The organism is Virgibacillus sp. Bac330, from assembly GCF_003667845.1.
Taxonomy (GTDB): Bacteria; Bacillota; Bacilli; order Bacillales; family Amphibacillaceae; genus Virgibacillus; species Virgibacillus chiguensis.
Genome location: NZ_CP033048.1, coordinates 4,003,139 through 4,028,670 on the forward strand (window position 1 = coordinate 4,003,139; position 25,532 = coordinate 4,028,670).

Annotated in this window: 29 protein-coding genes and 1 other RNA gene; 27 read left to right on the forward strand and 3 right to left on the reverse strand. The window is 38.1% G+C overall.

Annotation, left to right across the window (positions count from 1 at the left end):
- Positions 1 to 81: 81 nt before the first annotated feature.
- A complete protein-coding gene (gene tadA, locus D9780_RS18595) occupies positions 82 to 564 on the forward strand; it encodes a tRNA adenosine(34) deaminase TadA (protein ID WP_240458728.1) in 483 nt (160 codons plus the stop codon).
- An 88-nt stretch (positions 565 to 652) separates the two neighbouring features.
- Positions 653 to 918, forward strand: an RNA gene (gene ffs, locus D9780_RS18600) — signal recognition particle sRNA large type.
- Positions 919 to 1,006: 88 nt separating this feature from the next.
- Here ffs and D9780_RS18605 read toward each other — a convergent pair.
- Together D9780_RS18605 and D9780_RS18610 are read right to left on the reverse strand one after the other, a co-directional pair.
- The gene (locus tag D9780_RS18605; protein WP_240458729.1) at positions 1,007 to 1,339 is read right to left on the reverse strand and encodes an ATP-binding cassette domain-containing protein; all 333 of its coding nucleotides are present in this window, start codon (positions 1,337 to 1,339) and stop codon (positions 1,007 to 1,009) included.
- Positions 1,314 to 1,877 (reverse strand): beta-class carbonic anhydrase, encoded by a 564-nt coding sequence (locus D9780_RS18610; RefSeq protein ID WP_121641159.1) that lies wholly within the window; start codon positions 1,875 to 1,877, stop codon positions 1,314 to 1,316. Before D9780_RS18610 ends, D9780_RS18605 begins: the two co-directional genes overlap by 26 nt.
- A gap of 564 nt (positions 1,878 to 2,441) precedes the next feature.
- Here D9780_RS18610 and dnaX point away from each other — a divergent pair.
- The 16 genes from dnaX to rsmI all read left to right on the forward strand — a co-directional run bounded on the left by dnaX (position 2,442) and on the right by rsmI (position 13,907).
- Complete coding sequence (gene dnaX, locus D9780_RS18615) at positions 2,442 to 4,130, forward strand: DNA polymerase III subunit gamma/tau (RefSeq protein ID WP_121641160.1); 1,689 nt, start codon at positions 2,442 to 2,444, stop codon at positions 4,128 to 4,130.
- Positions 4,131 to 4,162: 32 nt separating this feature from the next.
- Positions 4,163 to 4,477 (forward strand): YbaB/EbfC family nucleoid-associated protein, encoded by a 315-nt coding sequence (locus D9780_RS18620; RefSeq protein ID WP_050350515.1) that lies wholly within the window; start codon positions 4,163 to 4,165, stop codon positions 4,475 to 4,477.
- Positions 4,478 to 4,494: 17 nt separating this feature from the next.
- On the forward strand, positions 4,495 to 5,091 hold the full coding sequence (gene recR, locus D9780_RS18625; protein WP_121641161.1) for a recombination mediator RecR: 597 nt from the start codon (positions 4,495 to 4,497) through the stop codon (positions 5,089 to 5,091).
- 15 nt (positions 5,092 to 5,106) lie between these two features.
- Positions 5,107 to 5,319 (forward strand): YaaL family protein, encoded by a 213-nt coding sequence (locus tag D9780_RS18630; RefSeq protein WP_073011596.1) that lies wholly within the window; start codon positions 5,107 to 5,109, stop codon positions 5,317 to 5,319.
- Between the two features lie 548 nt (positions 5,320 to 5,867).
- Positions 5,868 to 6,134, forward strand: a complete 267-nt coding sequence (locus D9780_RS18635; RefSeq protein WP_073011590.1) for a pro-sigmaK processing inhibitor BofA family protein — start codon at positions 5,868 to 5,870, stop codon at positions 6,132 to 6,134.
- Between the two features lie 92 nt (positions 6,135 to 6,226).
- Positions 6,227 to 6,418, forward strand: a complete 192-nt coding sequence (locus D9780_RS18640; RefSeq protein ID WP_073011588.1) for a sigma factor G inhibitor Gin — start codon at positions 6,227 to 6,229, stop codon at positions 6,416 to 6,418.
- 259 nt (positions 6,419 to 6,677) lie between these two features.
- On the forward strand, positions 6,678 to 8,108 hold the full coding sequence (locus D9780_RS18650) for an aminotransferase class I/II-fold pyridoxal phosphate-dependent enzyme (RefSeq protein WP_121641163.1): 1,431 nt from the start codon (positions 6,678 to 6,680) through the stop codon (positions 8,106 to 8,108).
- A gap of 2 nt (positions 8,109 to 8,110) precedes the next feature.
- The gene (gene tmk / locus D9780_RS18655) at positions 8,111 to 8,740 is read left to right on the forward strand and encodes a dTMP kinase (protein ID WP_073011583.1); all 630 of its coding nucleotides are present in this window, start codon (positions 8,111 to 8,113) and stop codon (positions 8,738 to 8,740) included.
- A 16-nt stretch (positions 8,741 to 8,756) separates the two neighbouring features.
- Complete coding sequence (locus D9780_RS18660) at positions 8,757 to 9,086, forward strand: cyclic-di-AMP receptor (protein ID WP_073011581.1); 330 nt, start codon at positions 8,757 to 8,759, stop codon at positions 9,084 to 9,086.
- Between the two features lie 21 nt (positions 9,087 to 9,107).
- On the forward strand, positions 9,108 to 9,542 hold the full coding sequence (locus D9780_RS18665) for a YaaR family protein (protein ID WP_073011578.1): 435 nt from the start codon (positions 9,108 to 9,110) through the stop codon (positions 9,540 to 9,542).
- 22 nt (positions 9,543 to 9,564) lie between these two features.
- Positions 9,565 to 10,554 (forward strand): DNA polymerase III subunit delta', encoded by a 990-nt coding sequence (gene holB / locus D9780_RS18670; RefSeq protein ID WP_073011575.1) that lies wholly within the window; start codon positions 9,565 to 9,567, stop codon positions 10,552 to 10,554.
- A 6-nt stretch (positions 10,555 to 10,560) separates the two neighbouring features.
- Positions 10,561 to 11,385 carry a PSP1 domain-containing protein gene (locus tag D9780_RS18675; protein WP_073011572.1) on the forward strand — a complete coding sequence of 275 codons (825 nt, stop codon included), beginning with the start codon at positions 10,561 to 10,563 and terminating at the stop codon, positions 11,383 to 11,385.
- A gap of 12 nt (positions 11,386 to 11,397) precedes the next feature.
- Entirely contained in the window at positions 11,398 to 11,745 is a 348-nt protein-coding gene (gene yabA, locus D9780_RS18680) for a DNA replication initiation control protein YabA (protein WP_073011568.1), read from the forward strand.
- 289 nt (positions 11,746 to 12,034) lie between these two features.
- Entirely contained in the window at positions 12,035 to 12,778 is a 744-nt protein-coding gene (locus D9780_RS18685; RefSeq protein WP_073011565.1) for a tRNA1(Val) (adenine(37)-N6)-methyltransferase, read from the forward strand.
- Entirely contained in the window at positions 12,768 to 13,025 is a 258-nt protein-coding gene (locus tag D9780_RS18690; protein ID WP_121641164.1) for a GIY-YIG nuclease family protein, read from the forward strand. The genes D9780_RS18685 and D9780_RS18690 overlap by 11 nt, the downstream gene beginning before the upstream one ends.
- Before the next feature lie 15 nt (positions 13,026 to 13,040).
- Positions 13,041 to 13,907, forward strand: coding sequence for a 16S rRNA (cytidine(1402)-2'-O)-methyltransferase (gene rsmI / locus D9780_RS18695; RefSeq protein ID WP_121641165.1), 867 nt, complete (start codon positions 13,041 to 13,043; stop codon positions 13,905 to 13,907).
- Between the two features lie 219 nt (positions 13,908 to 14,126).
- On the opposite strand, the gene D9780_RS18700 is transcribed toward rsmI, so the two are convergent.
- Entirely contained in the window at positions 14,127 to 14,405 is a 279-nt protein-coding gene (locus D9780_RS18700; RefSeq protein ID WP_073011557.1) for a transition state genes transcriptional regulator AbrB, read from the reverse strand.
- A 767-nt stretch (positions 14,406 to 15,172) separates the two neighbouring features.
- Between D9780_RS18700 and metG the strand changes: the two genes are divergently transcribed.
- From metG to ispE, 9 genes are all read left to right on the forward strand, one after another.
- On the forward strand, positions 15,173 to 17,128 hold the full coding sequence (gene metG, locus D9780_RS18705; RefSeq protein ID WP_121641166.1) for a methionine--tRNA ligase: 1,956 nt from the start codon (positions 15,173 to 15,175) through the stop codon (positions 17,126 to 17,128).
- Between the two features lie 136 nt (positions 17,129 to 17,264).
- On the forward strand, positions 17,265 to 18,032 hold the full coding sequence (locus D9780_RS18710; protein ID WP_116277754.1) for a TatD family hydrolase: 768 nt from the start codon (positions 17,265 to 17,267) through the stop codon (positions 18,030 to 18,032).
- A 423-nt stretch (positions 18,033 to 18,455) separates the two neighbouring features.
- The gene (locus D9780_RS18715; RefSeq protein WP_121641167.1) at positions 18,456 to 19,712 is read left to right on the forward strand and encodes a resuscitation-promoting factor; all 1,257 of its coding nucleotides are present in this window, start codon (positions 18,456 to 18,458) and stop codon (positions 19,710 to 19,712) included.
- A 673-nt stretch (positions 19,713 to 20,385) separates the two neighbouring features.
- Positions 20,386 to 20,964 (forward strand): ribonuclease M5, encoded by a 579-nt coding sequence (rnmV, locus tag D9780_RS18720; protein WP_121641168.1) that lies wholly within the window; start codon positions 20,386 to 20,388, stop codon positions 20,962 to 20,964.
- Positions 20,951 to 21,835, forward strand: a complete 885-nt coding sequence (rsmA, locus tag D9780_RS18725) for a 16S rRNA (adenine(1518)-N(6)/adenine(1519)-N(6))-dimethyltransferase RsmA (RefSeq protein WP_121641169.1) — start codon at positions 20,951 to 20,953, stop codon at positions 21,833 to 21,835. The genes rnmV and rsmA overlap by 14 nt, the downstream gene beginning before the upstream one ends.
- Positions 21,836 to 22,256: 421 nt before the next feature.
- A complete protein-coding gene (yabG, locus tag D9780_RS18730) occupies positions 22,257 to 23,117 on the forward strand; it encodes a sporulation peptidase YabG (protein WP_073011540.1) in 861 nt (286 codons plus the stop codon).
- A 327-nt stretch (positions 23,118 to 23,444) separates the two neighbouring features.
- Positions 23,445 to 23,711, forward strand: a complete 267-nt coding sequence (gene veg / locus D9780_RS18735) for a biofilm formation stimulator Veg (RefSeq protein ID WP_073011537.1) — start codon at positions 23,445 to 23,447, stop codon at positions 23,709 to 23,711.
- 167 nt (positions 23,712 to 23,878) lie between these two features.
- On the forward strand, positions 23,879 to 24,058 hold the full coding sequence (locus tag D9780_RS18740) for a small, acid-soluble spore protein, alpha/beta type (RefSeq protein ID WP_073011534.1): 180 nt from the start codon (positions 23,879 to 23,881) through the stop codon (positions 24,056 to 24,058).
- A 600-nt stretch (positions 24,059 to 24,658) separates the two neighbouring features.
- Positions 24,659 to 25,510, forward strand: a complete 852-nt coding sequence (ispE, locus tag D9780_RS18745) for a 4-(cytidine 5'-diphospho)-2-C-methyl-D-erythritol kinase (RefSeq protein WP_073011529.1) — start codon at positions 24,659 to 24,661, stop codon at positions 25,508 to 25,510.
- Positions 25,511 to 25,532 lie beyond the last annotated feature (22 nt).

Sequence of the window (25,532 nt, forward strand, 5' to 3'; positions counted from 1 at the left end):
CACAGATCAGTTGTGTATCGGATACTTTTTTAGTATTATTACCGAATTTCCGTTTTTCAAACTAGAAAGTAGTGTGATGAGATGAATACGATAGATGAACAAAGGATGTTTACAGCTATACAAGAAGCAAAAAAAGCAGCCGCACAAAATGAAGTTCCGATTGGTGCTGTCATTGTATACCAAAATGAAATAATAGCTACCGCATATAATGTACGTGAAACAACACAAAGTACGTTGGCGCACGCGGAATTGTTAGCGATACAAAAAGCAAATGATAAGATTGGTAGTTGGCGATTAGAGGATTGTACGTTGTATGTTACATTAGAACCTTGTCCAATGTGTGCAGGCGCAATTGTGCAGTCGAGAATAAAAAGGGTTGTTTATGGGGCGCCTGATCCTAAAGCGGGTTGTGCTGGTACGTTGCTAAATTTACTATATGAAGACCGTTTTAATCATCAAGTTGATATAACTGCAGGCATTTTGGAAGAAGAATGTGCTACCTTACTAAAGGATTTTTTTAAAAAGATTCGCAAGCAAAAAAAGCTAGACCAAAAAGAAAATTAGACCTGGATATCGTTTAAATATAATTGTACCCAAACTTTCCACCATCTGCTATTGCAATTTGCCTGTATTATCGTTATAATGATTAGTACCGTGCTAAGCGGGGAGGTAGCGGTGCCCTGTACTCGCAATCCGCTATAGCGAGGCCGAATTCCCGTCTGAGGTACGATGACTTTATGGTCTGCCTCAAGGGATTGGTGTTGACGTTTAGGTCCTGCGCAACAGAAACCCACGAATCCTGTCAGGTCCGGAAGGAAGCAGCAGTAAGTGGTCATTTCTGTGTGCCGCGGGGAAGCCTAAGCCGAGCCATGAACTTGAGTAACGCATAGGGTCACCGTATCGATGACGGGTGCACGGTATACATAATGACTATAAAAAGCTCTGTCCAACTATTGGATAGAGCTTTTCTAATATGATAGCTTTGTAAATAGATTTATTTCCTTTATTAGGGAAATGGATTTGTAGCAACGATTTCTGCATCTACCTCTTCTAATTTCCCGCTGTTCATGCTCATGACACGATCTCCGTAAGGCAAAACCTCCAAATCATGTGTCACAAAAACAATCGTTCTCCCTTCAGCTTGACACTTTTTTAAAATATGCAGAATTTGATCGCGTGAATCTCGATCAAGATTTCCCGTTGGTTCATCACAAAGCAATACCCCAGGGTTATTTAACAAGGCTCTGGCGATTGCCACACGCTGCTTTTCCCCACCCGATAATTGGTCTGGGGCATAAACATGGGTAATGATATTATTTTTTGTAGCCGTCGACAACAAGATCAAGCTTTCCTGTTTCAGGGTCCATTACTAGGCCGTGAACAGGCACTGAATCAGGCATTAGCGGGTGGTTTCCAATCGTGGATACACTATGTCTTACACTATCTTCCACACTATCAAACCCTCGAAAGAAACGATTGAAATCAACACCTGAATATTGTAATGTATCCAATGTTTCTTGAGAGATGCCGCGATGCTTTACTTTTTCTAACGTTTGCTCTGCTTTTACACTGGCCATGCCACAATCATAATGTCCAACAACATAAATTTCATCTACTTCAAGCTCATAGACACCGACTAAAATACTGCGCATAATACTTCCGAACGGGTGGGAAACAAGCGCTCCTGCTGTTTTAAGTATTTTTGCATCGCCATTAGAGATGTTCATTGCTTTTGGTAGTAGTTCTACAAGCCTTGTATCCATGCAAGAGAGAATAAGGACATGCTTATTAGGAAACTTACTGCTTTGATAGCTTTCATACTCCTTTTTCTCTACAAAATCTTTATTATGTGTTAAGATTTCTCCTAAAAGATTCATATACAAAACCCCTTTTTAGTAAATATAAAGCTGTTAGCTTGCTGTTTAGCAATTAGCTTTTCAAAGAAAAGCTCTATTAACCTTTAAAAGCTAAATTGTTTCAAGATATATATTTATTATATCGGAAAAATCGGCACTTCGCATATCATTTGTCAAAAAGCTTGTCTTCAGTTTCTCTCGATATAGATATAACCTCTATCTTCTCAGCACGTAATTTATGTACACGTTTATTGTTTTTTTAGTGCAATAATTGTTTTAAAAAACATACAGACGTAAGTGATCGTGGTGGAAAAACAAAACGCTTTCCAGCAGCATGCGCCATAGCCTTCTCGTTAGAAAAGCTTGGCTTGTCACGGCGAAATCTTTTGTTTTACATAAGTGAAAAACCCTATAGTGGAAAAAGCAGTTCGCTTTTTTTCTGCGGGTCTTCTCACTGCATATTCGCTCTTATTTAGCCATTAGCAAATAATTCAATGTTTGCTTTCACTTTATGTAACGCTATGGTTCACATTTCCCCCTTAAATAGAGTATAATTAGAAAGAGATTTTAAAGGAGAATCATATCATGAGCTATCAAGCTTTATATCGCGTTTGGCGTCCGACGGTTTTTGCAGATGTCGTTGGGCAAGCCCATATTACCCGTACATTGCAAAATGCGATTGTACAGGAGAAATTCTCTCATGCTTATTTATTCTCTGGACCAAGAGGGACAGGAAAAACAAGTGCTGCGAAGATTTTTGCCAAAACAATCAACTGTGAGCATTCTCCTGTAAAGGAGCCTTGTAACGAATGTGGAGCATGTAAAGGAATTCAAAATGGATCGATTTCCGATGTGATTGAAATCGATGCGGCTTCCAATACAAGTGTTGAGGATATAAGAGAAATTAGAGAAAATGTAAAATATGCTTCTAGCCAAGTGCCGTACAAAGTATATATCATTGATGAGGTACACATGATATCGGTAAGTGCTTTTAACGCCTTACTGAAAACGTTGGAAGAACCACCAAGTCATGTTGTCTTTATCTTAGCAACGACCGAACCACATAAAATTCCCCTTACGATTTTATCCAGATGTCAGCGGTTTGATTTTAAACCGATCTCCAATCCTTCTATTGTAGAGCGATTGCAAACGATTGTGGAAGCTGAAAGAGTGACAGTTTCTAAAGAAGCTTTGGACACGGTGGCACTTGCTGCTGAAGGTGGAATGCGTGATGCGTTAAGTATTCTTGATCAAGCTATTTCTTACAGTGATGATGCGGTAGAATTAGAAGATGTCTTAGCAGTTACAGGTGGTGTCTCGCAACATACTTTAACAAATATTATTCGCCATATGTATGAAAAAAATGTGCAACAAGCGGTAATGGATTTAAATGAATTAATACAAAAAGGAAAAGATCCTGCTCGCTTCGTTTATGATATGATTTATTTTTTACGTGACCTGCTGTTATACAAAAGTGCTCCGACATTAGAAAAATTATTAGAACGGGCGCGCGTTGATGAAGCTTTTCAATCATTAGCAGATACGATATCCGACCATTGGATTCAAGAGGCAATGGCACAGTTAAATCAATGTCAGCAAGAAATAAAATGGACGAATAGCCCAAAAGTTTATATCGAAATTGCTATTTTGACAATAGCAAATGGTATACGGGAACAAGGCACGACTGATTCGATAGCAAGCTCTGATACGATAATGAAGCTTACATCAAAACTTGGAAAACTGGAGAAGGAAATAAAGCAATTAAAGGATAACCCTGTCGTACCAACACAAACAACACCACAACGTGAAAATAGAAGGACGCCAAATCGAACCGCAAAAAATACGTACAAAGTGCCTTTTGAACGGATTCGACATGTACTAGGTGAAGCTGAAAAAACAGCTTTAAAACAAGTTCACGCTCAATGGGGAACATTTTTAGGACAATTGAAAAAAGCAAGTGCTCCTGCACACGCTACTATCCAGGATAGTAAACCTGCAGCGGCATCTGAACAAGCACTTGTCGTAGCGTTTAAGTATGAAATTCATTGTTCTTTGTTCTTAGATAATCAGGAAATGGTGGAATCTGTTTTAACTTCTGTGTTAGGAAAAAACTTGACCATCATACCGATCCCCGAGAAAGATTGGGTGGAATTGCGCAATGAATATGTTGCCAAACAAGAAAAAACATCATCCAAAGAGGAAGCTGTTGAGGATCCAGTAGTTACGGAAGCGCAGAAGCTATTTGGTGATGATATAATAGAAATTCATGATTAATACGATTACATTTTCTAAAGGAGGTATTTTCCATGAAGGGAAATATGAATAACATGATGAAGCAAATGCAAAAAATGCAAAAGAAAATGATGAAAGCACAGGATGAATTGCATGAAATGACGTTCGAAGCATCTGCTGGCGGTGGCATGGTTACAGTAGTTGCTAATGGAAAAAAAGAAATAACCGATGTACAAATAAAAGAAGAGGTTATTGATCCTGATGACGCTGAAATGCTGCAAGACCTTATTTTAGCAGCAACAAATGATGTATTAAAGCAAATAGATGATAAGACAAATGATACAATGGGACAATTCACGAAAGGTTTAAATATGCCTGGGATGTTCTAATTCTAGGAGGCACATAAATGTATTATCCAGAACCGATTTCTAAACTGATCGATAGTTTTACTAAATTGCCAGGTATCGGCCCGAAAACGGCCGCCCGTCTGGCTTTCTTTGTACTAAATATGCAAGAAGACGACGTCTTGGATTTTGCAAATTCATTGGTAAATGCAAAACGCGAGCTGACACATTGTTCTGTTTGCGGACATATTACCGATCAGGACCCTTGTGCGATCTGTCAAGACACATCGAGAGATCATTCTGTTATTTGTGTCGTTCAAGATCCGAAAGACGTCATCGCTATGGAAAAAATGAAAGAATTTCATGGAAAATACCATGTATTAAATGGTGTTATTTCGCCCATGGACGGTATTGGACCAGAAGATATTAATGTTCCTGGTTTAATTCAACGCTTAAAGGATGAAGAAGTAGAAGAGTTAATTCTTGCGACAAATCCCAATATTGAAGGGGAAGCAACCGCGATGTATATTTCTAGGCTTGTAAAACCGTCAGGCATTCGTACTACACGTATTGCTCATGGCTTACCAGTAGGCGGTGATTTGGAATATGCAGATGAAGTTACACTTTCCAAAGCATTGGAAGGCAGAAGAGATGTGTAGGAATTAGGTGGATACATGGCTAAGAAAATAAAGAAAAGAGATGTAGATAGGGAGTTATTAAATACACTAAAAGAGCTAGAACTAGAATGGAAGCAAATAGAATCCATCGTCTCTAAAAGTGTGGAGTTCACGCTAGAAGGGAATTACTGGGAGAGAGTTGCTCGAGCTAAATATATGTATTTGCTTAAAGAAGCACGACACCGTAATTTACGTGCAGACTTCCATTAGCCCTTTTTTGAGCTAACCTTGGTGATAAGTTGCATTTTTCTAAAACAAAATAATAGCAGTTTTTACAAAGACAAGACGAAGAAGAGCTTGTCTTTTTTACTTAAAATTTTGCAGCTATGGATAAACTAACTAAGTTATTTAGCCATGTCCTGCGCAAGCGCCCAGCAACAAGGTGACTTCACTCCATTGCCCTAAACTAAGTCATCATCGGTTCGTTCTAAATAGGAAGGCCGACTAAAGATGGGCTTGCCGGAGGTCGCCGGCATACTCCTGTTGCAGGAGCGTGATTCCTAAAACATTCGTTGATTCGTTCCAGTCGCTACGTTGCTAACCGGGCGCCCTGAGCCTTTGTTCAAGATAAGAAAGCATCCTTCTTTGATTTATAGTAGAAGTAAAACGAAGATTTTTTGCCATAAAAAGTTGGTGATAAGTCTTCGTTTTTCTTATCAAGCTTCCATCGGACAGGTTCTTTTTTCATTTGTATATACATACATAATAGGGAGGGTGCAGAAAATTTGTGAACGTTTAAGAAAAAAGAGGTGATGAATTTGAGTTCGACAGTAGTCATATCTATTATGGTGGCGCTAATCATCCTGTTGCTACTAGTAGGTACACCTGTAAAATTTATGCGTGTGATTGGACAAACAACTGTGAAATTAGGGATTGGTGTTTTGCTGTTATTCTTTATTAATGTATTCGGTGGTGCAATAGGTTTACACATTCCAATCAATTTATTTACCGCTGTCGTATCCGGTTTTCTCGGTATATTTGGAATAGCATCTTTATCAGCTATTCACTTGTTTATTATTTCTTAAAAAACGAGTTACAACCCCATGCAAAAAGTTTCAAAGATTCTCGTATAAAATTCATTAGATTAGGAGATGCTAATGAATATGGAGGTGGGGTTATGAAACAGCGTACGATATATGAGCGTTGTGGCATTTGTGAAGAGGAAAAGAAGGATGGCATTCATTTATATACCATGTTTATTTGTTGTGAGTGTGAGCATAATATGATTTACACAGAACCGAGAGAAGAAAAATATAACTATTATGTACGTAAATTAAAAAATATTACGAAACCAAAACTATATTCCTAGTTTAAAAAGTCTTTGCATGCAAAGGCTTTTTTTACGATAGGAAAGCGTAAAGTTGTTCCGCAGCAGGTACGATTTATTTTTAAATTATATTCAAATACCTAGTAAATATATAGTGATTATCGCAATGTTAAAAAACTTTATACTTTCTAAGAAACTTGCGATGCGCTATGAATATGTTAAGCTATATAAAAGTAATTTTGCTATAGTTAATAGGCTTGACGGCCAAAAATGACATACATACACATTAGGAGTTACTATATTGAAACAGCAACATGTACCTTTATATGATGCATTAGAACAATTCAAAGGAAAGCAGCCGACGTCTTTTCATGTACCTGGGCATAAAAATGGACATATATTTCCTCATGAAGCAAGAGAGGTTTATCAATCTATTTTACAAATAGATATGACAGAATTAACGGGGTTAGATGATTTACATGCGCCAACAGGGGTCATTGCTGATGCAGAAAAATTGGCAGCCAATTTCTTTCAAACGGAAAAGACTTTTTTTCTAGTTGGCGGTAGTACAGTAGGTAATTTAGCGATGATTTTAGCTGTCTGTAAACAAGGCGATACGGTGATCGTACAACGCAATTGTCATAAATCGATTATGAATGGCTTAGAATTAAGCGGAGCAAAACCTGTGTTCATTGCACCACAATATGATGAAAACGTCCGTCGATTTACACAGCCGTCGTTGTCTGTGCTCCAGAAAGCTTTAAATCAATACCCGCATGCGAAGGCGGTTATTCTCACTTACCCAGATTATTTTGGTAAAGCGTACGACCTTCGACAATTCATTGAACAAATTCATGCTTTTGATATCCCTGTATTAGTGGATGAAGCGCATGGGGTGCACTTTTCCCTTGGAGAAAACTTTCCCCCTTCGGCACTACATCAAGGCGCTGATGTCGTCGTCCAATCTGCACATAAAATGGCACCAGCGATGACGATGGGTTCTTATTTACATTATAATTCAAGACGGATTTCAAAAGAACGAATAGCCCACTATTTACAAATACTCCAGTCGAGTAGTCCGTCATACCCGCTATTAGCTTCCTTAGATTTGGCCCGTTATTATTTGGCAACGATGCAACGGGAAACGATGGCAGAGGTGCTTGCAAGTGCACAAGAAGTAAAGCATATTTTTGCGCAGTCCCCTTATTGGGAGCTTATAACAAGTGATGACCCGTTAAAAATAACGCTTCATGTAAAAGCGGGGATTGTTGCAAAAGAAGTAGCCAACCTGTTGGAGAAACAGCAAATATACCCAGAGCTTGTAACGGAAAAGCAAATTTTATTGATTCATGGGTTAGCTCCTTTTAAAGAATTAGCAAATGTAAGAAAAGCACTGAAAACCGTGAACGACCAATTAAAAAATCAAAGAAAGCATGATACAATAGACGTAGAATATGATAAAACTGCTCTTATTCAAGAATTGCAGTTATCTTATGAAGTAATGAATCGCTCGGCTGTCACGTGTATACCCCTTTCAGATGCAGCGGGCTATATTGCGGCAGAAGCAATGATTCCGTATCCTCCAGGAATTGCTTTTATTCTAAAAGGAGAAAGAATAACCAAAGCACATATTAAAAAGATACAGCAAATGAAAGAGCGGGGAATACGAATGCAACAACGACATACGAATAGCATCTATGTTTTTGCAGAAATAGAAGAAGGGGAAGAATAACATTGGGCGGATATTTTATCACATTTGAAGGTGGCGAGGGAGCTGGAAAGACTACCGTTTTGCACACCGTAACAGAAAAGTTAAGGCAAAATGGGTATGATGTGCTTGCCACTCGTGAGCCAGGCGGAATTAAAATTTCCGAGAAGATAAGACAAATCATATTAGATCCGCTCCACACAGAGATGGAAGAGCATACGGAAGCTTTACTTTATGCGGCTGCAAGAAGCCAGCATTTTGCAGAAAAAATTGTACCGGCATTAAAAAGAGACAAAATCGTGCTATGTGATCGGTTTATAGATTCCAGCCTTGTTTATCAAGGCTATGCTCGAGGATTAGGAATGAATGAAGTATTAAAAATTAACCAGTTTGCGGTTGGCGATTGTATGCCAGATCTAACATTATTTTTTGACATAGAGCCAAAAAAAGGATTAGAACGGATAGCGGCGAATAAAGATAGAGAACAAAATCGGCTAGATTTAGAAAACCTAGCATTTCACGAACAGGTGTATCAAGCTTATCATATACTTACAGAAAGATTTCCAGAAAGGATTCAAACCATTGATGCTGCTCAAAATCTGGAGAGTGTAGAACAGGAAGCCTTGGATCGTATTCTGTCTTTATTAAAAAAATAAAAAGGAGCTGGTAAGGGTGAAATTACTTATCGCAGTGGTTCAGGATAAAGACGCTAACCGTCTGGTGGATGCATTGGGAGAAGAAAATTTTAAAACGACCAAACTTGCTACTACTGGCGGATTTTTGAAAGAAGGAAATACGACATTAATGATCGGTTGTGAGGATGATTATGTCGATGATGCATTAAAGATCATTAAAGATAATTGCTCTCATCGCGAACAAATGGTTGCTCCGATTTCGCCAATGGGCGGTAATGCCGATTCGTATATCCCAAAACCTGTAAAAGTAGAAGTTGGCGGAGCAACTGTGTTTATTTTACCAATTGAATCATTTTTTCAATTTTAGAAAAGAAAAGGGGCTGAAAGTATGAAAATAAGTCAAGAAGTTAGAACGCAACCAGAAATGCATATTCCGCAATCGAATAGTGAGGGGAATCGTGGATTTCAAAAATTGCTTCAGTCCCAATCTACATCTATCAATCAGCAAGAGTTGCAAGTAATTGTAAAAAATATTTCTTTACAAGGAGAAAGGTTGGCTCGCTTTCGTTCGTTTCAGGACCTTGCCAAATTTAAACGGCTTGTAAAGGGATTTTTACGAGAAACGGTTGGTAGCGGTCTACGTTTACAAAAGTCCCAAAGCTTTAGTATTCATGGCAACAATCGGCAGTTAACCATTGTAAAGCAAATTGATGATAAGCTCATGCAATTAACGGAAGATATGATGAATCAAGAGAAGAAATCTGTAGACCTGCTCGGCTTAATTGGCGAGATAAAAGGGCTATTAGTTAACCTATATACGTAATCGCAATACGAAGGGGATACATATGGAAACATGGTCAGAGGTTGCTCATGTACAACCGTTAGCAAGCAAAATTATTATAAACAGTATGAAAAAAGACCGGATTTCTCATGCGTATTTGCTTCAAGGAGAACGAGGGACTGGTAAAAGAGCAATTGCTTCACTGATAGCAAAAGGGTTATTTTGTGAGAGAAACGAAATAGCTAATCCTTGTTTAGAATGTAATACATGTAAGCGTATTGCATCTGGCAATCATCCAGATGTGCACTGGATTGAACCAGATGATAAATCAATTAAAATAGAGCAAATTCGAAACTTACAAAAGGAATTCACGTATTCGGGCATGGAGTCTGATCAAAAAGTATATATTATAGATGGCGCGGAAACATTGACAGTGAATGCAGCGAATCGAATATTGAAATTTTTGGAGGAACCAAATAAAAAAACGACCGCTATTATGCTCACAGATAATAGCCAAGCTATTCTTCCGACCATTCGCTCTAGATGTCAAGTCATTGATTTACGCCCCCTTCATCCAGGTAAATTTCAACAGCAATTAATCGAAAAAGGGTTAGATCAGCGCAGTGCGATATTGATAAGTGCCATGACGAATAATTTACAAGAAGCAATTGATAAAAGTCATGACGAGTCGTTTGCCACAGCACGGCGGATAGTGATACAATTAGTTGAAATACTTTTAACCAATCCTCAAGATGTTTACTTATTTATTCATCAGCATTGGGTGACTCATTTCAAAGAACGAAATGAACAGGAAGAAGGATTGGATCTCTTGCTTTTTGCCATAAAAGATATTCTTTATTACCAAATAGAACACGAAGCTGGGATGGTATTTTTCGCCCCTTCTGATGAATTGCTGAAAAAAGCAGCCATGTATTTTTCGCAAGAGAAGCTACTAGCAAGTTTACAGGCTGTCTTACAAGCAAAGCGAAAATTGAAGCAAAATGTTCATCCTACCTTAGTGATTGAACAGCTTACACTTCAAATGCAGAGGTGATAGGGAATGATAGAAGTCATTGGCGTCCGCTTTAAAAAAGCGGGTAAAATATATTATTTTGATCCAGGAGGAGAGTCGATTTCACTAGACAGTTATGTTATTGTAGAGACGATACGTGGCATAGAGTTTGGTAAAGTGGTAATTACAAATAAACGTGTCGATGAAGAAGATATCGTCCTACCCTTAAAGAAGGTTCTTCGTGTAGCGACGGATAAGGATAAATTAACCGTTATAGAAAATCAAGAGCAGTCGCAAAAAGCTTTAGACGCATGCACGGAAAAAATTCAACAACATGACTTAGAAATGAATTTAGTGGAAGTGGAATATACATTTGATCGTAATAAAATCATATTTTATTTTACAGCAGATGGCCGAGTAGATTTTAGAAATTTAGTAAAAGATCTTGCGGCCATGTTTAAAACGCGTATTGAATTGCGCCAAATCGGAGTTCGTGACGAGGCGAAAATGCTTGGTGGAATAGGCCCTTGTGGTAGGATGCTCTGTTGCTCTACTTTTTTAGGTGATTTTGAACCAGTATCTATTAAAATGGCGAAAGATCAAAATCTATCATTGAACCCGGCTAAAATTTCTGGATTATGTGGTAGGTTAATGTGCTGTTTGAAATATGAGAATGACGATTATGAGACAGCCAAACGTGAATTACCAGACATAGGAGAAAGAATGGATACACCCTTTGGAAGCGGTAAAGTAGTTGGCTTAAACATCCTAGAACGACTCATCCAAATTGAGATCCCTGAGAAAGAAAGGGTCATCGAATATACGTTAGACGAACTAATTAATGAAGGAATTTTAGCGCAAGCCACAGAATAACGGGGTGAGAGCGTGAAGAATAGGCAAATATTTGATCAGGTTTTAGATATGGAAAAACAAATAGGCGAGTTATATGAGCAGTTAGGTGATTTGAAAGGGAAGTTAAGCGATTTATTAGAAGAGAATCATCGGCTATCTATGGAAAATCATCATTTACGCAGTCATTTAGATCATACGAATCATGATGCTGAAGCGACAAATAGTGCCAAGCAAAAGGAAAAAAGTTTCCCTGGCGAAGGTTATGATAATTTAGCACGCTTGTACGAAGAAGGATTTCATATTTGTAATCTGGAATTTGGCAGTCCACGACGAAACGAAGATTGCATTTTTTGCTTAGATTTTCTTAATAAGACGAAATAACAAAAACAAATGATGTTCCTTGATAGACAGAGGAAACCGAATTGTGCTGCCTGAATTTTAGGCAGCTTTTCTTCTTTACTGTCAACTATTGCTGCAAGATCCAGCGCTGACCTTGGTAAAATAACGTGATTTGCCATTTGTTTATCACTAAATCTGCCATTATTTTAGAGGTATGAATCATTCAGGTTTAGGTCTATGATGTTTGTAAAGACATTACCTTGAGAAGACAATACTGCATCATTCGTGAATGAAAAAAATCCATTTTAGAAGTTGAAGAGAGGATAGATGGATGGTTGAACTATATCATAATGAAAGATTGGATTATTTATTAGCAGGGCAAGGGATGCAAATCATCCAAAGCCCTGAGGTGTTTTCATTTTCTTTAGATGCTGTTTTATTAGCTCATTTTGCATATGTGCCAATCAAACGAGGAAAAATCCTTGACTTATGTACTGGAAATGGCGTCATTCCATTACTATTATCAAGAAAAACGGGAGCAGAAATTACTGGGGTAGAACTTCAAGAAAGAATATTCCAAATGGCTGAAAGAAGCGTGACTATGAATGGATTAACGGAACAAATAAACATACTTCATGCGGATTTAAATCATTTGCAGCCATTGCTTCAACAGAGTAGTTTTGATGTAATTACTTGTAATCCACCCTATTTTTCAACACCACTTTCTTCAGAACATAATGAAAATCCGCATTTAACGATCGCAAGGCATGAAGTTTACTGTACGTTGGAAGATGTGGTAAAAGCTTGTAAATTATATGTTCGTCCTGGTGGAAAGGTAGCCATGGTACATAGACCGGGAAGGATAGTGGATATTATACATTTATTTCGTCAATATAAACTAGAGCCAAAGCGTCTACAATTGGTTTATCCTAAACAAGGTCGTGAAGCAAATATGTTATTAGTGGAAGGAACTAGAGATGGTAAGCCAGATCTGAAAATTTTGCCTCCACTTTATATTTACGATGAAAATGGTGATTATACAAAAGAAGCAAAGGATATTATTTATGGAAAATAAACATACTGTCTATATCTTAAGTTGTAAAGATCGCTCGCTTTATACGGGATATACAAATAATTTAGAACGCAGACTGAAATTGCATCTAGAGGGCAAAGGCGCAAAATATACACGAGGGCGAGGTCCATTTCAAGTCGTCTATGTGGAACATTTTGAGACTAAAGAGGAAGCAATGAAGAAAGAGTATGCCATTAAGCAGTTACCGAGAAAAGAAAAATGGAAATTAATTAGGGAAATGGCAATCTGAAAGAAGTGATAAAATATGAACCTACAGAACAGTTTTGACAAAGAAGGCGCAGCTGTTTACGTTGTACCTACACCAATTGGTAATTTAGAAGATATTACGTATCGCGCATTAACGACACTTCAGTCTGTATCTGTCATTGCTGCGGAGGATACGAGAAATACTAAAAATTTACTACGTCATTTTGAAATAACGACGCCGTTAATTAGCTATCATGAACATAATAAATTAGCTCGAGAAGAGCAGTTGTTATCGAAGCTAGAGCAAGGGGAATCCATTGCACTAGTAAGTGATGCTGGTATGCCAGCTATTTCTGATCCAGGACAAGAAATCATACAAGCTGCTATTAAGCAAGATATACCTGTTATTGTTTTACCAGGTGCGAATGCAGCACTATGTGCATTAGTTGGCTCTGGATTGCCTACGAGTGAATTTTATTTTTATGGATTTTTACCTCGTAAGAAAAAAGAGAAAGTATTGGAGTTAGAGCGACTTGCCCCGCTACAGGCTACGTTACTGTTTTATGAATCACCTTATCGCTTGCGGGAATCGTTACAAGCAATGCGAAATGTATTTGGTAATCGACAAGTTACATTTGCGAGAGAATTGACCAAGCGTTTTGAATCTTACTTACGTGGAACGCTTGATGAAGTGATTTCCCATGTAGATAAAGCTACAGTAAAAGGGGAATGCTGCATTGTATTAGAAGGAGCCACTGAAATAGAACAGCAAGATACGTTATGGTGGAGCGATTTAACGATCGTAGAGCATGTGGAACATTATTTACAGGAAGAAGCTTTATCGAGCAAGGATGCCATTAAGCGTGTTGCGCAGGACAGGCAATTACCAAAGCGAGAAGTATATCAAAATTACCATGTAAGATAACAAAAATCTTCAAGCTGTAGGGGGGAGAAAGTGCCTCTACAGCTTGAAGATTTTCTTGTCGTCTAGGAAATGGGATCTATTGTATAAGCCTAATGAAGTTTTCACTGTAAGGAGCAGGTAAAAAAGCGAGTTTTGTAATGAAAAGCAATAGCTATTACGTAAAAGTGTGTAATAAAAAAAGACCTGCCGTGCAATGCAAGCGTCAGGCCTTTTTAAGACTTATTTATTCAGTCTAGATTCTATTTCTTGTAAAAGTTGTTGTGCGCCTTCTTGGCTAAGCACAATTTTGCCATTTGCTAGTGAAAGATTATCATCGGATACCTCACCAGTAAGATGACATGTCATGTTTGGTTTATACTTCTTTAGTATGATTTTGTCATTTTCCACGTAGATTTCCATTGCATCTTTTTCTTGGATTTCCAGCGTTCGCCGAAGTTCCATCGGGATTACTACACGGCCAAGCTCATCAACTTTGCGTACAATTCCGGTAGATTTCAAATTACTTCCCCCCTATGCTTTCGAAAAACGGGACTGCTTTGTAACAAACATGTCAGCGTTCTTCAAAATTAATAAACTACTAACTACTAAAAAAATCGCCATAATTCGACATCGTTCTAAGCAATAGAATACCAGTGTTTCTTTTTTCTGTCAATAATTATTTACCAGAAAATTAAATAATTTGGTTGCTTTTAAAAAAACTGTCATGACAGCTTTTACGTGATAGGAAAGTATAACATTTCAGGCTTACGGCATAAGTCAATGTTTTCTAGTTAGAATAAGAAAGTATAAAGTGAGGTGTTAATAGATAACGAAATAACCGAATAGCCACGTCGGCTCCATCGCTTAGCAACGAGACATGCGCCTATTTTAGTAGCGCGATTCCTCAATCTTTCGTTGATTCGTCCCATTCGCTACGTTGCTAAACGAACGTTTTTTCTAAAAAGGGTGTGGTCCTATAGATGTTTTGTACAATGTGTTGATACGCTCTTTATACGCTAAGAAGTATATTATTTTACTTTTTGCACGATAAAGAGGAAGATAAGTCAATTTTTTCTAGGTGAACAAGCTGTGTGGGAAGAAAGAAAACCCAACTAATGGAAGATACGCTTTATCTTAATTTCAAAATATAATTTATATAATTCGACTTTACATTCTCTTTTTAAATATGTAAAGTAATTAACACTCTATTTGGCAAATAAGCTCATAAAAGCTACAATAGTAATAGCTTAAAAAGGGTGTTAGGCAATGCATAAGGAGGAAAGCAGATGGTAAATAATGAAAACACATTTTATATAACTACCCCAATTTATTATCCTAGTGGTAATTTGCATATTGGGCATGCATATTCGACAGTTGCCGGAGATGCAATGGCTCGATATAAACGATTACGTGGCTTCGATGTGATGTATTTAACCGGGACAGATGAGCACGGACAAAAAATACAGAAGAAAGCGACTGAAAATGGCGTCTCACCACAGGAATATGTTGATCACATTGTGGATGGAATTCAAAAGTTATGGAAAAAACTAAAAATATCTAATGATGATTTTATCCGTACGACAGAAGAACGTCATAAAAAAATTGTCGCTCAAATTTTTGATCAACTTGTTAAACAAGGTGACATTTATCTAGATGAATATGAAGGCTGGTACTGTACTTCTTGTGAATCCTTTTTTACGGAACGTCAACTAGCTGCTGGCCGTTGTCCGGATTGCGGTGGTCCAGTTGAGAAAGTGAAGGAGGAATCCTATTTCTTTAAAATGAGCAAGTATGTCGGCCGTCTTGTTCAGTTCTATGAAGACAATCCAGCTTTTATTCAACCTGAAAGTCGTAAAAATGAAATGCTAAATAATTTCATTAAACCAGGACTAGAGGATTTAGCTGTTTCTCGCACGACCTTTGATTGGGGAATTAAAGTTCCTGGTGATCCGAAACATGTTATTTATGTATGGATTGATGCCTTAACGAATTACATAACGGCATTAGGATATGGAACAGAGGATGACACAAAATATCAAAAATATTGGCCGGCAGATGTGCATTTAATGAGTAAAGAAATTGTACGTTTCCATACTATTTATTGGCCAATTATGTTAATGGCGCTAGATCTTCCGTTACCGAAAAAGGTGTTTGCACATGGTTGGATTTTAATGAAGGATGGAAAAATGTCGAAATCAAAAGGCAATGTGATTGACCCAGTTCAATTAATTGATCGTTATGGTTTAGATGCGCTTCGTTATTATTTGTTACGGGAAGTTCCTTTTGGGTCAGATGGTGTATTTACACCAGAAGGATTCGTAGAACGGACGAATTATGACCTTGCAAATGATTTAGGTAACTTGTTAAATCGTACCGTTGCCATGATTAATAAATATTTTGCCGGTAAAATGCCAGCATATCGAGCGTCAGAAACAGAATTCGATAGCGACTTAGAAGCGTTTGGCAAACAAACGATAGAAAAAGTGGAAGCAGCAATGGAGGAGATGCAGTTTTCTGTAGCATTAGGAGCTATATGGCAACTAATTAGTCGTACGAATAAATATATTGATGAGACAGAGCCGTGGATGTTGGCGAAGGATGATGCTAACAAAGAACGACTAGGAAATGTTATGGCGCATTTGGCTGAGTATTTACGTAAGGCAGCTGTTATGCTACAGCCATTTCTAACAGAGGCTCCAGCGGAGATTTTCCGTCAGCTTGGCATAACAGAGGACAAGCTAAAAGAATGGGATAGTCTTTATGAAGAAGGGCATATTACAGCAGAACGTATGATTGTAAGTAAAGGCAAGCCAATTTTTCCACGTTTAGATGCAAAAGATGAAATACAAGCTATTAAAGCAATGATGAATCCGCCTAAAGCAAAGGAAGAAAAGGTGGAAGATAAGGCAGAAAAAGAACAAATTGTGTATGATGATTTTATGAAAATTGATATGCGTGTCGCAGAAATATTACAAGCTGAGCCCGTAAAGAAAGCAGATAAGTTATTGAAACTACAGTTAGATTTAGGGACAGAGAAGCGCCAAGTTATCTCAGGCATTGCTGAACATTACAAATCTGAAGAATTAATTGGCAAAAAGGTCATCTGTGTAACGAATTTGAAACCTGTTACATTACGTGGGGAAAAATCAGAAGGAATGATTCTTTCTGGAGAGGATGAGACAGGGAAGCTATCTTTAGCTTCTGTGGAGAGCTCCCTTCCGAATGGTTCCATTGTAAAATAGAGGATATAAAAAGACCAATCTCAGGTAGAGTTTGGTCTTTTCCTCACATAAGAAAGTATAACATTCTGGCTTATAGTTAAGAAAAACGACGGTGTTTTCCCAAGTTTTTCAATAGGTCGTTAAGGAGATGAAAGAATTGTTGTTTGACACCCATGTTCATTTAAATGCAAGAAATTTTTTTGAAGATCGTGATGAAACCATTCAACGAGCTTTTGATGCTGGGGTAACACATATGGTGGTTGTCGGTTTTGATCGCGCTACTATTCCACTAGCAATCGAAATCGCAGAACAGTATGAAACCATATATGCAGCTATAGGCTGGCATCCTGTAGATGCGGTCGATATGACAGAGCAGGAGTTGGAATGGATAGAAGAGTTATCATCTCATCCGAAAGTAGTAGCACTTGGAGAAATGGGATTGGATTATCATTGGGATAAGTCACCGAAAGATGTGCAAAAAGAAGTGTTCCGTAAACAAATTCGGCTAGCAAAGAAACTCCAAATGCCGATTATTATTCATAATCGTGAAGCAACGGAAGATATTATTGCGATTTTACAGGAAGAGCAGGCGGCATCAGTAGGCGGGATCATGCATTGCTACAATGATTCGGTAAATTATATACAGGATTGCCTGGATATGAATTTTTACATTTCTTTAGGTGGACCTGTAACATTTAAAAATGCGACCTTACCAAAAGAAGTTGCCGTTCAAGTTCCGTTAGATCGATTATTAATTGAAACCGATGCGCCGTTTTTGGCTCCGCATCCATATCGAGGTAAAAGGAATGAACCAGCATATGTTACATTAGTTGCTGAAAAAATAGCAGCGTTACGTGGGATGAGTATAGAAGAAGTCGGGGAAATAACTACAAAAAATGCACATACTCTCTTCCGTTTATCATAAATATAAAAGGTACTCCCTTTAAGTGTTAGTGATGTATGCTGAACAAGTCTAAACAGAATATACCAGCAGCTAGAAACTAATTCATTCCCATGGATGTAACTGGGATAACAAGGGAATTAATGTGGATTAAATGTTGCTTTTATTTTAGTGGGGGTTGTCATAAAACTGAATTAATTTGTTAAAAAATAGGAAAAACAAGGCAAAAAGTGAAACGGCTAAGTAAAGCGCAGTCTCACTTTTTGCCTTGTTTTATTAGTGGGTTCACTCCATATATATCAAGGCTTTTAGGCTTCTGTATGTTATCTATAAATGCGCATTACTCTTTGTGTAATGGAATTGTAATGCAAACGTAATCGGAATGGCTTTGACTTTACTTAGTCCTGTTAATATAATCAAAGTTGCATGAAAAAGGGAGGCAAAAGCATGCGAAAGGTATCAAAGTTAATGCCTGCATCGACAATGAAACTGGTTTTATCTTTTATTGGGATTTTAGCACTTATTACTTTTTCCGGATTCATTGTATTTGATGCGACAAAGGCAGAAATCGTCATTCATAAAGATGGCGAAGAACAAACGGTAAAGACACATCAAAACACCGTAGAAGAAGCGCTAGCGGAAGCAGACATTCAGGTTGGCGAGCATGATTACTTGTCCCATAGCATGAATGATTCCATTAAAGACGGAATGGAAATTAGCTATAAGCAAGCGAAGCAAGTGTTTTTGACAGTAAATGGGGAACAGACCAACTATTATACAACAGCAAATACGATAGATAAATTTTTGCAAGAGAATGACCTGTCATACCATGAGCGTGATAATGTATCTTTTGCTAAAGGTGATAAAATTACAGATGGATTACACTTAGAAATCGACCAAGCATATGAGATTACAATAAACGACGGTACAGATGAAAAGCGCGTGTGGACGACTGGTGGAACAGTAGCAGAAGTGCTTAAAGAATCCAATGTAAAAGTGAATAAAGACAGCGATGATAAAGTGAAGCCTAGTTTAAATAAACAAGTCACAAAAGATACTGTTATTTCAGTTGTTCGTGTTGGTAAAGAAAGAGACGAGGTAACGGAAGCGCTCGCATTTGACACAGAAGAAAGAGAAGACAGTGATCTCGCAAAAGGCGAGGAAAAGATTGTAACTGAAGGTAAAGCTGGTAAGGTAAAGAAGATTTATGAAATAGTAACAGAAAACGGAAAAGAAAAAGATAGAAAATTAATTAGTAAAGAGATTATTGAAGAAAGTGAAAATCAAATTGTTGCAATTGGAACGAAAGAGCCGCAACAGAACAAAAATTTAGTTACATTATCGAACAAACAACCAAAATCAAAACAACAAACAAACAGTTCGCCTGCTTCTAATAAAAAGCAAAAAGGTTCAGGGAAAACGTTTACCATGTCAGCAAGCGCGTATACTGCTAGTTGTAACGGATGTTCTGGATTCACTACCACGGGGATTGATTTAAACGCTAATCCAAATCGAAAAGTTATTGCTGTTGATCCAAGCGTTATTCCTTTAGGCTCAAGAGTTTGGGTACAAGGATACGGAGAAGCAATTGCTGGAGATACAGGTGGTCATATTGTTGGAAATCGAATTGATGTACACGTTCCTTCCAAAAAAGCTGCTTACCGTTGGGGTGTGAAAACGGTAACTGTGAAAGTACTCAATTAGTAATGTTTGCATCTTATTTAAAAAACACGATGAAAATGGTTTCGATTATCAAAGATAATCGAAACCATTTTTTTCACTATAAGAAAAACTACGCCTTTCGCCATTAGGGCTTGGCGATAAGCCAAGTTTTTCTAATTGTCTAAGAAATTATAAAATTTAGCAGGTGTGGATAAACTTACTAAGTTATTTAGCCACGTCCGGCTACAGCGCCCAGCAACTAGGCGACTTCACTCCATTACCCTAAGCTAAGTCATCATCGGTTCGTTCTAAATAGGAAGGTCGATTAAAGACGGACTTGCCGGAGGGTGCCGGCATACTCCTGTTGCAGGAGCATGATCCCTAAAACTTTCGTTGATTCGTTCCAGTCGCTATGTTGCTAAACGGGCGCCCCGAGCCTTTGTTCCGTGATTTTATCATCTTTTCCATTTCCATTACGTCTATAACAGTCTTATGATGATATGTTAAAATAAATGAGTGTTTTATGTGTATCTAAAATAAAGAGAAGGTTCCATCAATGCTATCTTAATTGTCCTATTGTTGACGTCTAAGAATAATTTCTTTGCACGATAGAATTAGTAGTTTATCGTCTAAGAAAAATATAGCTTACGCCAGTAATAACGGGTAATAATTTAATTTTTTTAAAAAATGAAAGATAAAGGAAGAGGGAAGACTTGTGAAGGTGAAGGAAGTAATTGTAGTGGAAGGAAAAGATGATACGGCTAAAATTAACCAGGCTGTTGATGCAGATACAATTGAGACGAATGGATCAGCCATTCATACATCTATTATAAAACAGATTCAGCATGCAAAAGATAAACGAGGAGTTATTATTTTTACAGATCCTGACTATCCTGGTGAGCGCATTCGTCATATTGTTGATCAAGCTGTACCAGGTTGTAAGCATGCTTTTTTAACACGTAATGAAGCTCGTGCTAAAAATTCGACAACAAAAAATTTAGGGGTGGAGCATGCGTCTATCGAGGATATAAAAAAGGCATTAGAATCTGTTTATGAGCTGCAACCCGTACGAGAGAGTGAGATAACGAAAGCAGAGTTAATGCATTACGGATTCATTGGAGGTCAGGAAGCGAATAAAAGGCGAGAGCAGCTTGGTGAGTTATTGCAAATTGGGCATACGAATGGCAAGCAGTTATTAAAACGATTAACGATGTTTGGTATTGGAAAAGCTGAATTTGAAAGAGCAGTATTGCAAATGGATCAAGAGAGGAAAGAGAAAAATGACCAATCATAAATTTATTGCTACGCCATCACGAACGAAAGAAATCTTAAAGAAATATCATTTTTCTTTTAAAAAAAGCTTAGGGCAGAACTTTTTAATTGACAGTAATATTTTAAATAATATTATTCGCCAAGCAGGGATCGATAAGGAGTCTGGTGTAATCGAAATAGGTCCTGGTATTGGAGCGTTGACAGAACATTTAGCTATTCATAGTCAAAAGACACTCGCATTTGAAATTGACCAACGTCTGATACCAGTATTAGAGGATACGCTTGCATCCTATGATAATGTCGAGGTTGTACATGAGGATATTTTAAAAGCAAACGTTCGTGACATGATAAGGACGCATTTTCATCCAGAGCAGCCTGTTCATCTTGTAGCTAACTTGCCTTATTATATAACTACTCCTATCTTAATGAAATTATTGCGAGATCACTTGCCCATTGATAGCTTCACGGTAATGATTCAAAAGGAAGTTGCAGAACGAATGGCAGCCAAACCGAATACCAAAAGTTATGGATCACTAACATTAGCTGTCCAATATTACACAGAAGCAGAAGTTGTTATGCAAGTTCCAAAACGTGCATTTATGCCCCAACCTAATGTCGATTCCAGTATATTGCGTTTAGTTAGACGGACGAAAGCCCCTGTAAATGTTGTGGATGAACACTTCTTTTTCTCACTGATACAAGCAAGTTTTGCCCAACGTCGGAAAACATTACGTAATAATCTAACCAACTATTTTAAAGATAAGTTGACGAAAGAAGAAGTTGGTCTTATTTTACAACAAATCGGTATTGATGGAGGAAGGCGTGGGGAGTCTCTAACGATGGAGGAGTTTGCGTTATTGGCTAACACGTTTATCGCTTCTTCTAAGGCGTGATAGGTGTCATCTGTAGAAAAACTTGGTGAAGAGCCAAGTTTTTTAATGGTCTAGGAAATTATAAAATTTAGCAGCTATGAATAAACTTACTAACTTATTTAACCACGTCCGGCTCCAGCGACCAGCAACTAGGCGACTTCACTCCATTGCCCTACACTAAGCCATTATCGGTTCGTTCTAAATAGGAAGGCCGACTAAAGGCGGGCTTGCCAGAGGGCGCCGGCATACTCCTGTTGCAGGAGCATAATTCCTAAAAACGTAGTTGCTTCGTTCCACTCGCTACGTTTCTAACCGAGCGCCCCGAGCCTTTATTCTTAAAAAGCCCGTACGATAGAGGATACAGAGATAAACGCACAGTTTTTTATTTATAATCATACGATATAGCATAAGTTTAAAGCTCAGGGAGGCTGTGAGATATAGGATGAGTTATTCGAAGGGTGATTTAGTCACAAGGTACTCTTATCAGCATGATATATTATTTCGGGTTTCTTCTGTGAAAAAAGAGCTTGTCGATTTAGTAGGAGAGGAAGTCCGTTTGAAAGCCGATGCTCCAATAGATGATTTGAAATTGGTGGAAGAAAGGGAGCTACAAAAACGGAGGCAACAAGGGAAAGAAAGTGAAGAATTTTCCTATCGACTATTTCGTCAAGATTATCAATTGTTAAAAGAAAAAAGGCAATACCAAGCTACGGACGGTTTTATACACGAAGCTTCCTATTTTCAATTGCCTGCAAAAGTGCTGCACATTGATGGAGATGCAATGTATTTAAAAAAATGTATCGAACTATATCAGCGAATCGGATTGCAAGTACATGGAGTACATTTATATGAACGCGATATGCCTGTAAGGATTACAGAACTCATAGAAAAAATTCAACCAGATATCATTGTTATTACTGGGCATGACGCTTTTTCTAAAAACAAAGGAGAAAAGCAAGATTTACGTGCTTATCGCAATTCAAGGTATTTTATTGAAGCTGTACGAGAAGCGAGGCGGACCAATCCCAATTTGGATCAGCTCATCATTTTTGCAGGAGCGTGTCAATCGCATTTTGAGCTGTTAGTTCGGGCAGGGGCTAATTTTGCTAGTTCACCATTTCGAGTCAATATTCATGCGTTAGACCCTGTCTATATTGCTGCTAAAGTTGCCTATACACCCTTTATGGAAAAGGTGAGCGTATGGGATGCTATTCGAACTACGCTCACAGGAGACAAAGGGATGGGCGGTGTTGAAACAAGAGGATTATTACGTACAGGTTTACCATATATGAAAGAGACTTAAAGGAAGGAGGTACGATTGATTAAGTTCATTCAAAATACTGTTATAACATAGAGGATAACGTTAAGCGATGGGCAACTGGGATAATAAGTTGAAAAGTTGCGATTCTTTTTACTACGCATTCACTGTAAAATTAACATTTAATTACCAAAGTAAAAATAAAGTCAAGTTTTTCTGAAAAAATGTGCATAAAAAGTAATTAAAAACAAATAATAAACGAAAATACGAAAAAATATATTGACATCAAAAAAGTAATATTGGTATAATATAAAGTTTTGCTTGACGTTTGTACAAGTTCGTGGTATGATAATTACAGTGAGGTGGAGTATAGTGGCGAAAACATTAATCGAAATAAAGCAAGGTCTTGAAGGTCATGTTGGAAAACGGTTAAAGCTTACAGCAAATGGTGGAAGAAGAAAGACCATTGAGCGTTCCGGCATCTTAGCAGAAACATATCCTTCTGTATTTATTGTTGAGCTTGACCAAGAAGAAAATGCATTCGAACGTGTTTCATACAGCTATGCAGATGTTTTAACAGAAACAGTAGAGCTTCGCTTTGCAGATGATAAAAACATTGCGTCAGTGCTTGAGCAGTAGCCTAAGGTTTACTGCTTTTATTTTTATGTTTAATTAACAGAATAGTATAAAAAATAGTTGCTATTTCCTTTTTTGCTGTTTAATAACAGTTGTATATAGAATGAAAAAGCATATACTAAGTGTGTCGTATCATACCAATACGCATTTATAAAAGGGGGACTGTCTTCGTGGCTAGAAGACGTGGAATGATGTCGGATCATTTAAAAGAAGAAATTGCGAAAGAGTTAGGGTTTTACGACACGGTGCAAAGGGAAGGATGGGGCGGCATTAAAGCGCGCGATGCTGGGAATATGGTGAAACGTGCCATTGAAAGAGCGGAAGCTAGTATGAGACAAGGCAAATCCTAATCGGGGTTGCCTTGTTTTTTTATGTGTGCCAGGCATGCACACATTCTCTAGGGTTCAAGTCCCGAACCACGAAGGCAGTAGTAGTGGTTAGCCTAAGACAAGGGTGTCTGGGGTGACCCAGAATCTGATGGAAGTCGGCGGCAAATCTCCGCCCTTAGGAACACGAACTTCATAGAAGGCTAGGTGTACTTGGATGAGACTGCATAACAAGTCAAAGTCCTTACTGCAAAAGGGTACACAGAGTAAATGAAGTGGGGATATGGAGAGGGAGAATGTGTGCTTACCCTGGGAGATCTGACAGAAAAGCAGTGCACACGCCGTAACCGAACATGTAAGTGTTCGCTGAACTGTCAGAAGTCAGCCGAAGCCGTAGTACTAGATATTTCTAGGAAGGGCTGAATCATTGAAGAAGAATGGTCGCTCCTGAGTACGCAATACTTGATGAAGCAGAAACATGAAATCCTTCCTAGTGAAGGAAACGGTTACCACCTAGAATGCGCTTGCTAGACAAGCTCTGCACATATGTATTTATTTGCGTTTCACGCAGTTGAATGGAATATGTTACAATTTTAATATCTTTAAACAAGAGGGTGACGGGTGATGGTAATTTTTGAAAAAGCACCTGCAAAAATAAATTTATCATTGGACGTACGAAGTAAAAGGAGCGACGGGTACCATAACATTGAAATGATTATGACAACCATTGATTTAGCGGATCGCATTTGTTTATATGAATTACCTGAGGACCGGATCGAAATATCATTGGAAAGTAGATTTGTTCCAAGTGATAAACGCAATTTAGCTTACCAAGCTGCCTTAGCTTTGAAGCAAGCGTATGGTATTCATAGAGGTGTACATATAACAATTGAAAAAAACATCCCCGTCTCTGCAGGATTAGCAGGTGGTAGCGCCGACGCGGCTGCCGTATTAAAAGGTTTAAATCGTTTGTGGTCACTTCACCTTTCAGATACTGAATTAGCAAGTGTAGGTGCGTTATTAGGTACAGATGTGCCGTTCTGTATATATGGAAAAACGGCAATAGCTAAAGGTAGGGGAGAAATTGTCCAAAGGCTCCTCTCGCCGCCGCCATGTTGGGTCGTTTTAGCTAAGCCGGATATTGGTATTTCTTCAGGAACTATTTTTCAACGCATAGTGGTGGAAGATATTGTTCATCCTAACACAAAAGCTGTTATGGAAGCATTAGAAGAAGGGAATTTTAATAAGCTATGTTTAAGCTTAGGGAATGCATTAGAACCGATAACGATAAAACAACACCCAGAAGTACAGCGTATTAAAACGGCTTTACAACAAGCAGGTGCGTCTGGTGTACTTATGAGTGGAAGTGGCCCAACAGTGTATGGCCTCGTCGAGCACGAAAGTAAAGCGAGAAAAATCTATAATGGAATGAGAGGCTTTTGTGAAGAAGTTTATTATGTACGATTATTAGGTTGAAAACCTTTGTAAAAAACGTATA

What these genes read in the sequence shown, in the direction of transcription:
- D9780_RS18690 (WP_121641164.1), top strand. Translation starts at nt 12,768, where the DNA reads ATGGAAAATAAACATACTGTCTATATCTTAAGTTGTAAAGATCGCTCG.
- D9780_RS18715 (WP_121641167.1), top strand. Translation starts at nt 18,456, where the DNA reads ATGCGAAAGGTATCAAAGTTAATGCCTGCATCGACAATGAAACTGGTT.
- yabG (WP_073011540.1), top strand. Translation starts at nt 22,257, where the DNA reads ATGAGTTATTCGAAGGGTGATTTAGTCACAAGGTACTCTTATCAGCAT.
- D9780_RS18665 (WP_073011578.1), top strand. Translation starts at nt 9,108, where the DNA reads ATGAAAATAAGTCAAGAAGTTAGAACGCAACCAGAAATGCATATTCCG.
- D9780_RS18675 (WP_073011572.1), top strand. Translation starts at nt 10,561, where the DNA reads ATGATAGAAGTCATTGGCGTCCGCTTTAAAAAAGCGGGTAAAATATAT.
- dnaX (WP_121641160.1), top strand. Translation starts at nt 2,442, where the DNA reads ATGAGCTATCAAGCTTTATATCGCGTTTGGCGTCCGACGGTTTTTGCA.
- recR (WP_121641161.1), top strand. Translation starts at nt 4,495, where the DNA reads ATGTATTATCCAGAACCGATTTCTAAACTGATCGATAGTTTTACTAAA.
- D9780_RS18685 (WP_073011565.1), top strand. Translation starts at nt 12,035, where the DNA reads ATGGTTGAACTATATCATAATGAAAGATTGGATTATTTATTAGCAGGG.
- D9780_RS18620 (WP_050350515.1), top strand. Translation starts at nt 4,163, where the DNA reads ATGAAGGGAAATATGAATAACATGATGAAGCAAATGCAAAAAATGCAA.
- D9780_RS18640 (WP_073011588.1), top strand. Translation starts at nt 6,227, where the DNA reads ATGAAACAGCGTACGATATATGAGCGTTGTGGCATTTGTGAAGAGGAA.
- D9780_RS18610 (WP_121641159.1), bottom strand. Translation starts at nt 1,877, where the DNA reads ATGAATCTTTTAGGAGAAATCTTAACACATAATAAAGATTTTGTAGAG.
- ispE (WP_073011529.1), top strand. Translation starts at nt 24,659, where the DNA reads ATGGTAATTTTTGAAAAAGCACCTGCAAAAATAAATTTATCATTGGAC.
- tadA (WP_240458728.1), top strand. Translation starts at nt 82, where the DNA reads ATGAATACGATAGATGAACAAAGGATGTTTACAGCTATACAAGAAGCA.
- rsmI (WP_121641165.1), top strand. Translation starts at nt 13,041, where the DNA reads ATGAACCTACAGAACAGTTTTGACAAAGAAGGCGCAGCTGTTTACGTT.
- metG (WP_121641166.1), top strand. Translation starts at nt 15,173, where the DNA reads ATGGTAAATAATGAAAACACATTTTATATAACTACCCCAATTTATTAT.
- D9780_RS18630 (WP_073011596.1), top strand. Translation starts at nt 5,107, where the DNA reads ATGGCTAAGAAAATAAAGAAAAGAGATGTAGATAGGGAGTTATTAAAT.
- rsmA (WP_121641169.1), top strand. Translation starts at nt 20,951, where the DNA reads ATGACCAATCATAAATTTATTGCTACGCCATCACGAACGAAAGAAATC.
- holB (WP_073011575.1), top strand. Translation starts at nt 9,565, where the DNA reads ATGGAAACATGGTCAGAGGTTGCTCATGTACAACCGTTAGCAAGCAAA.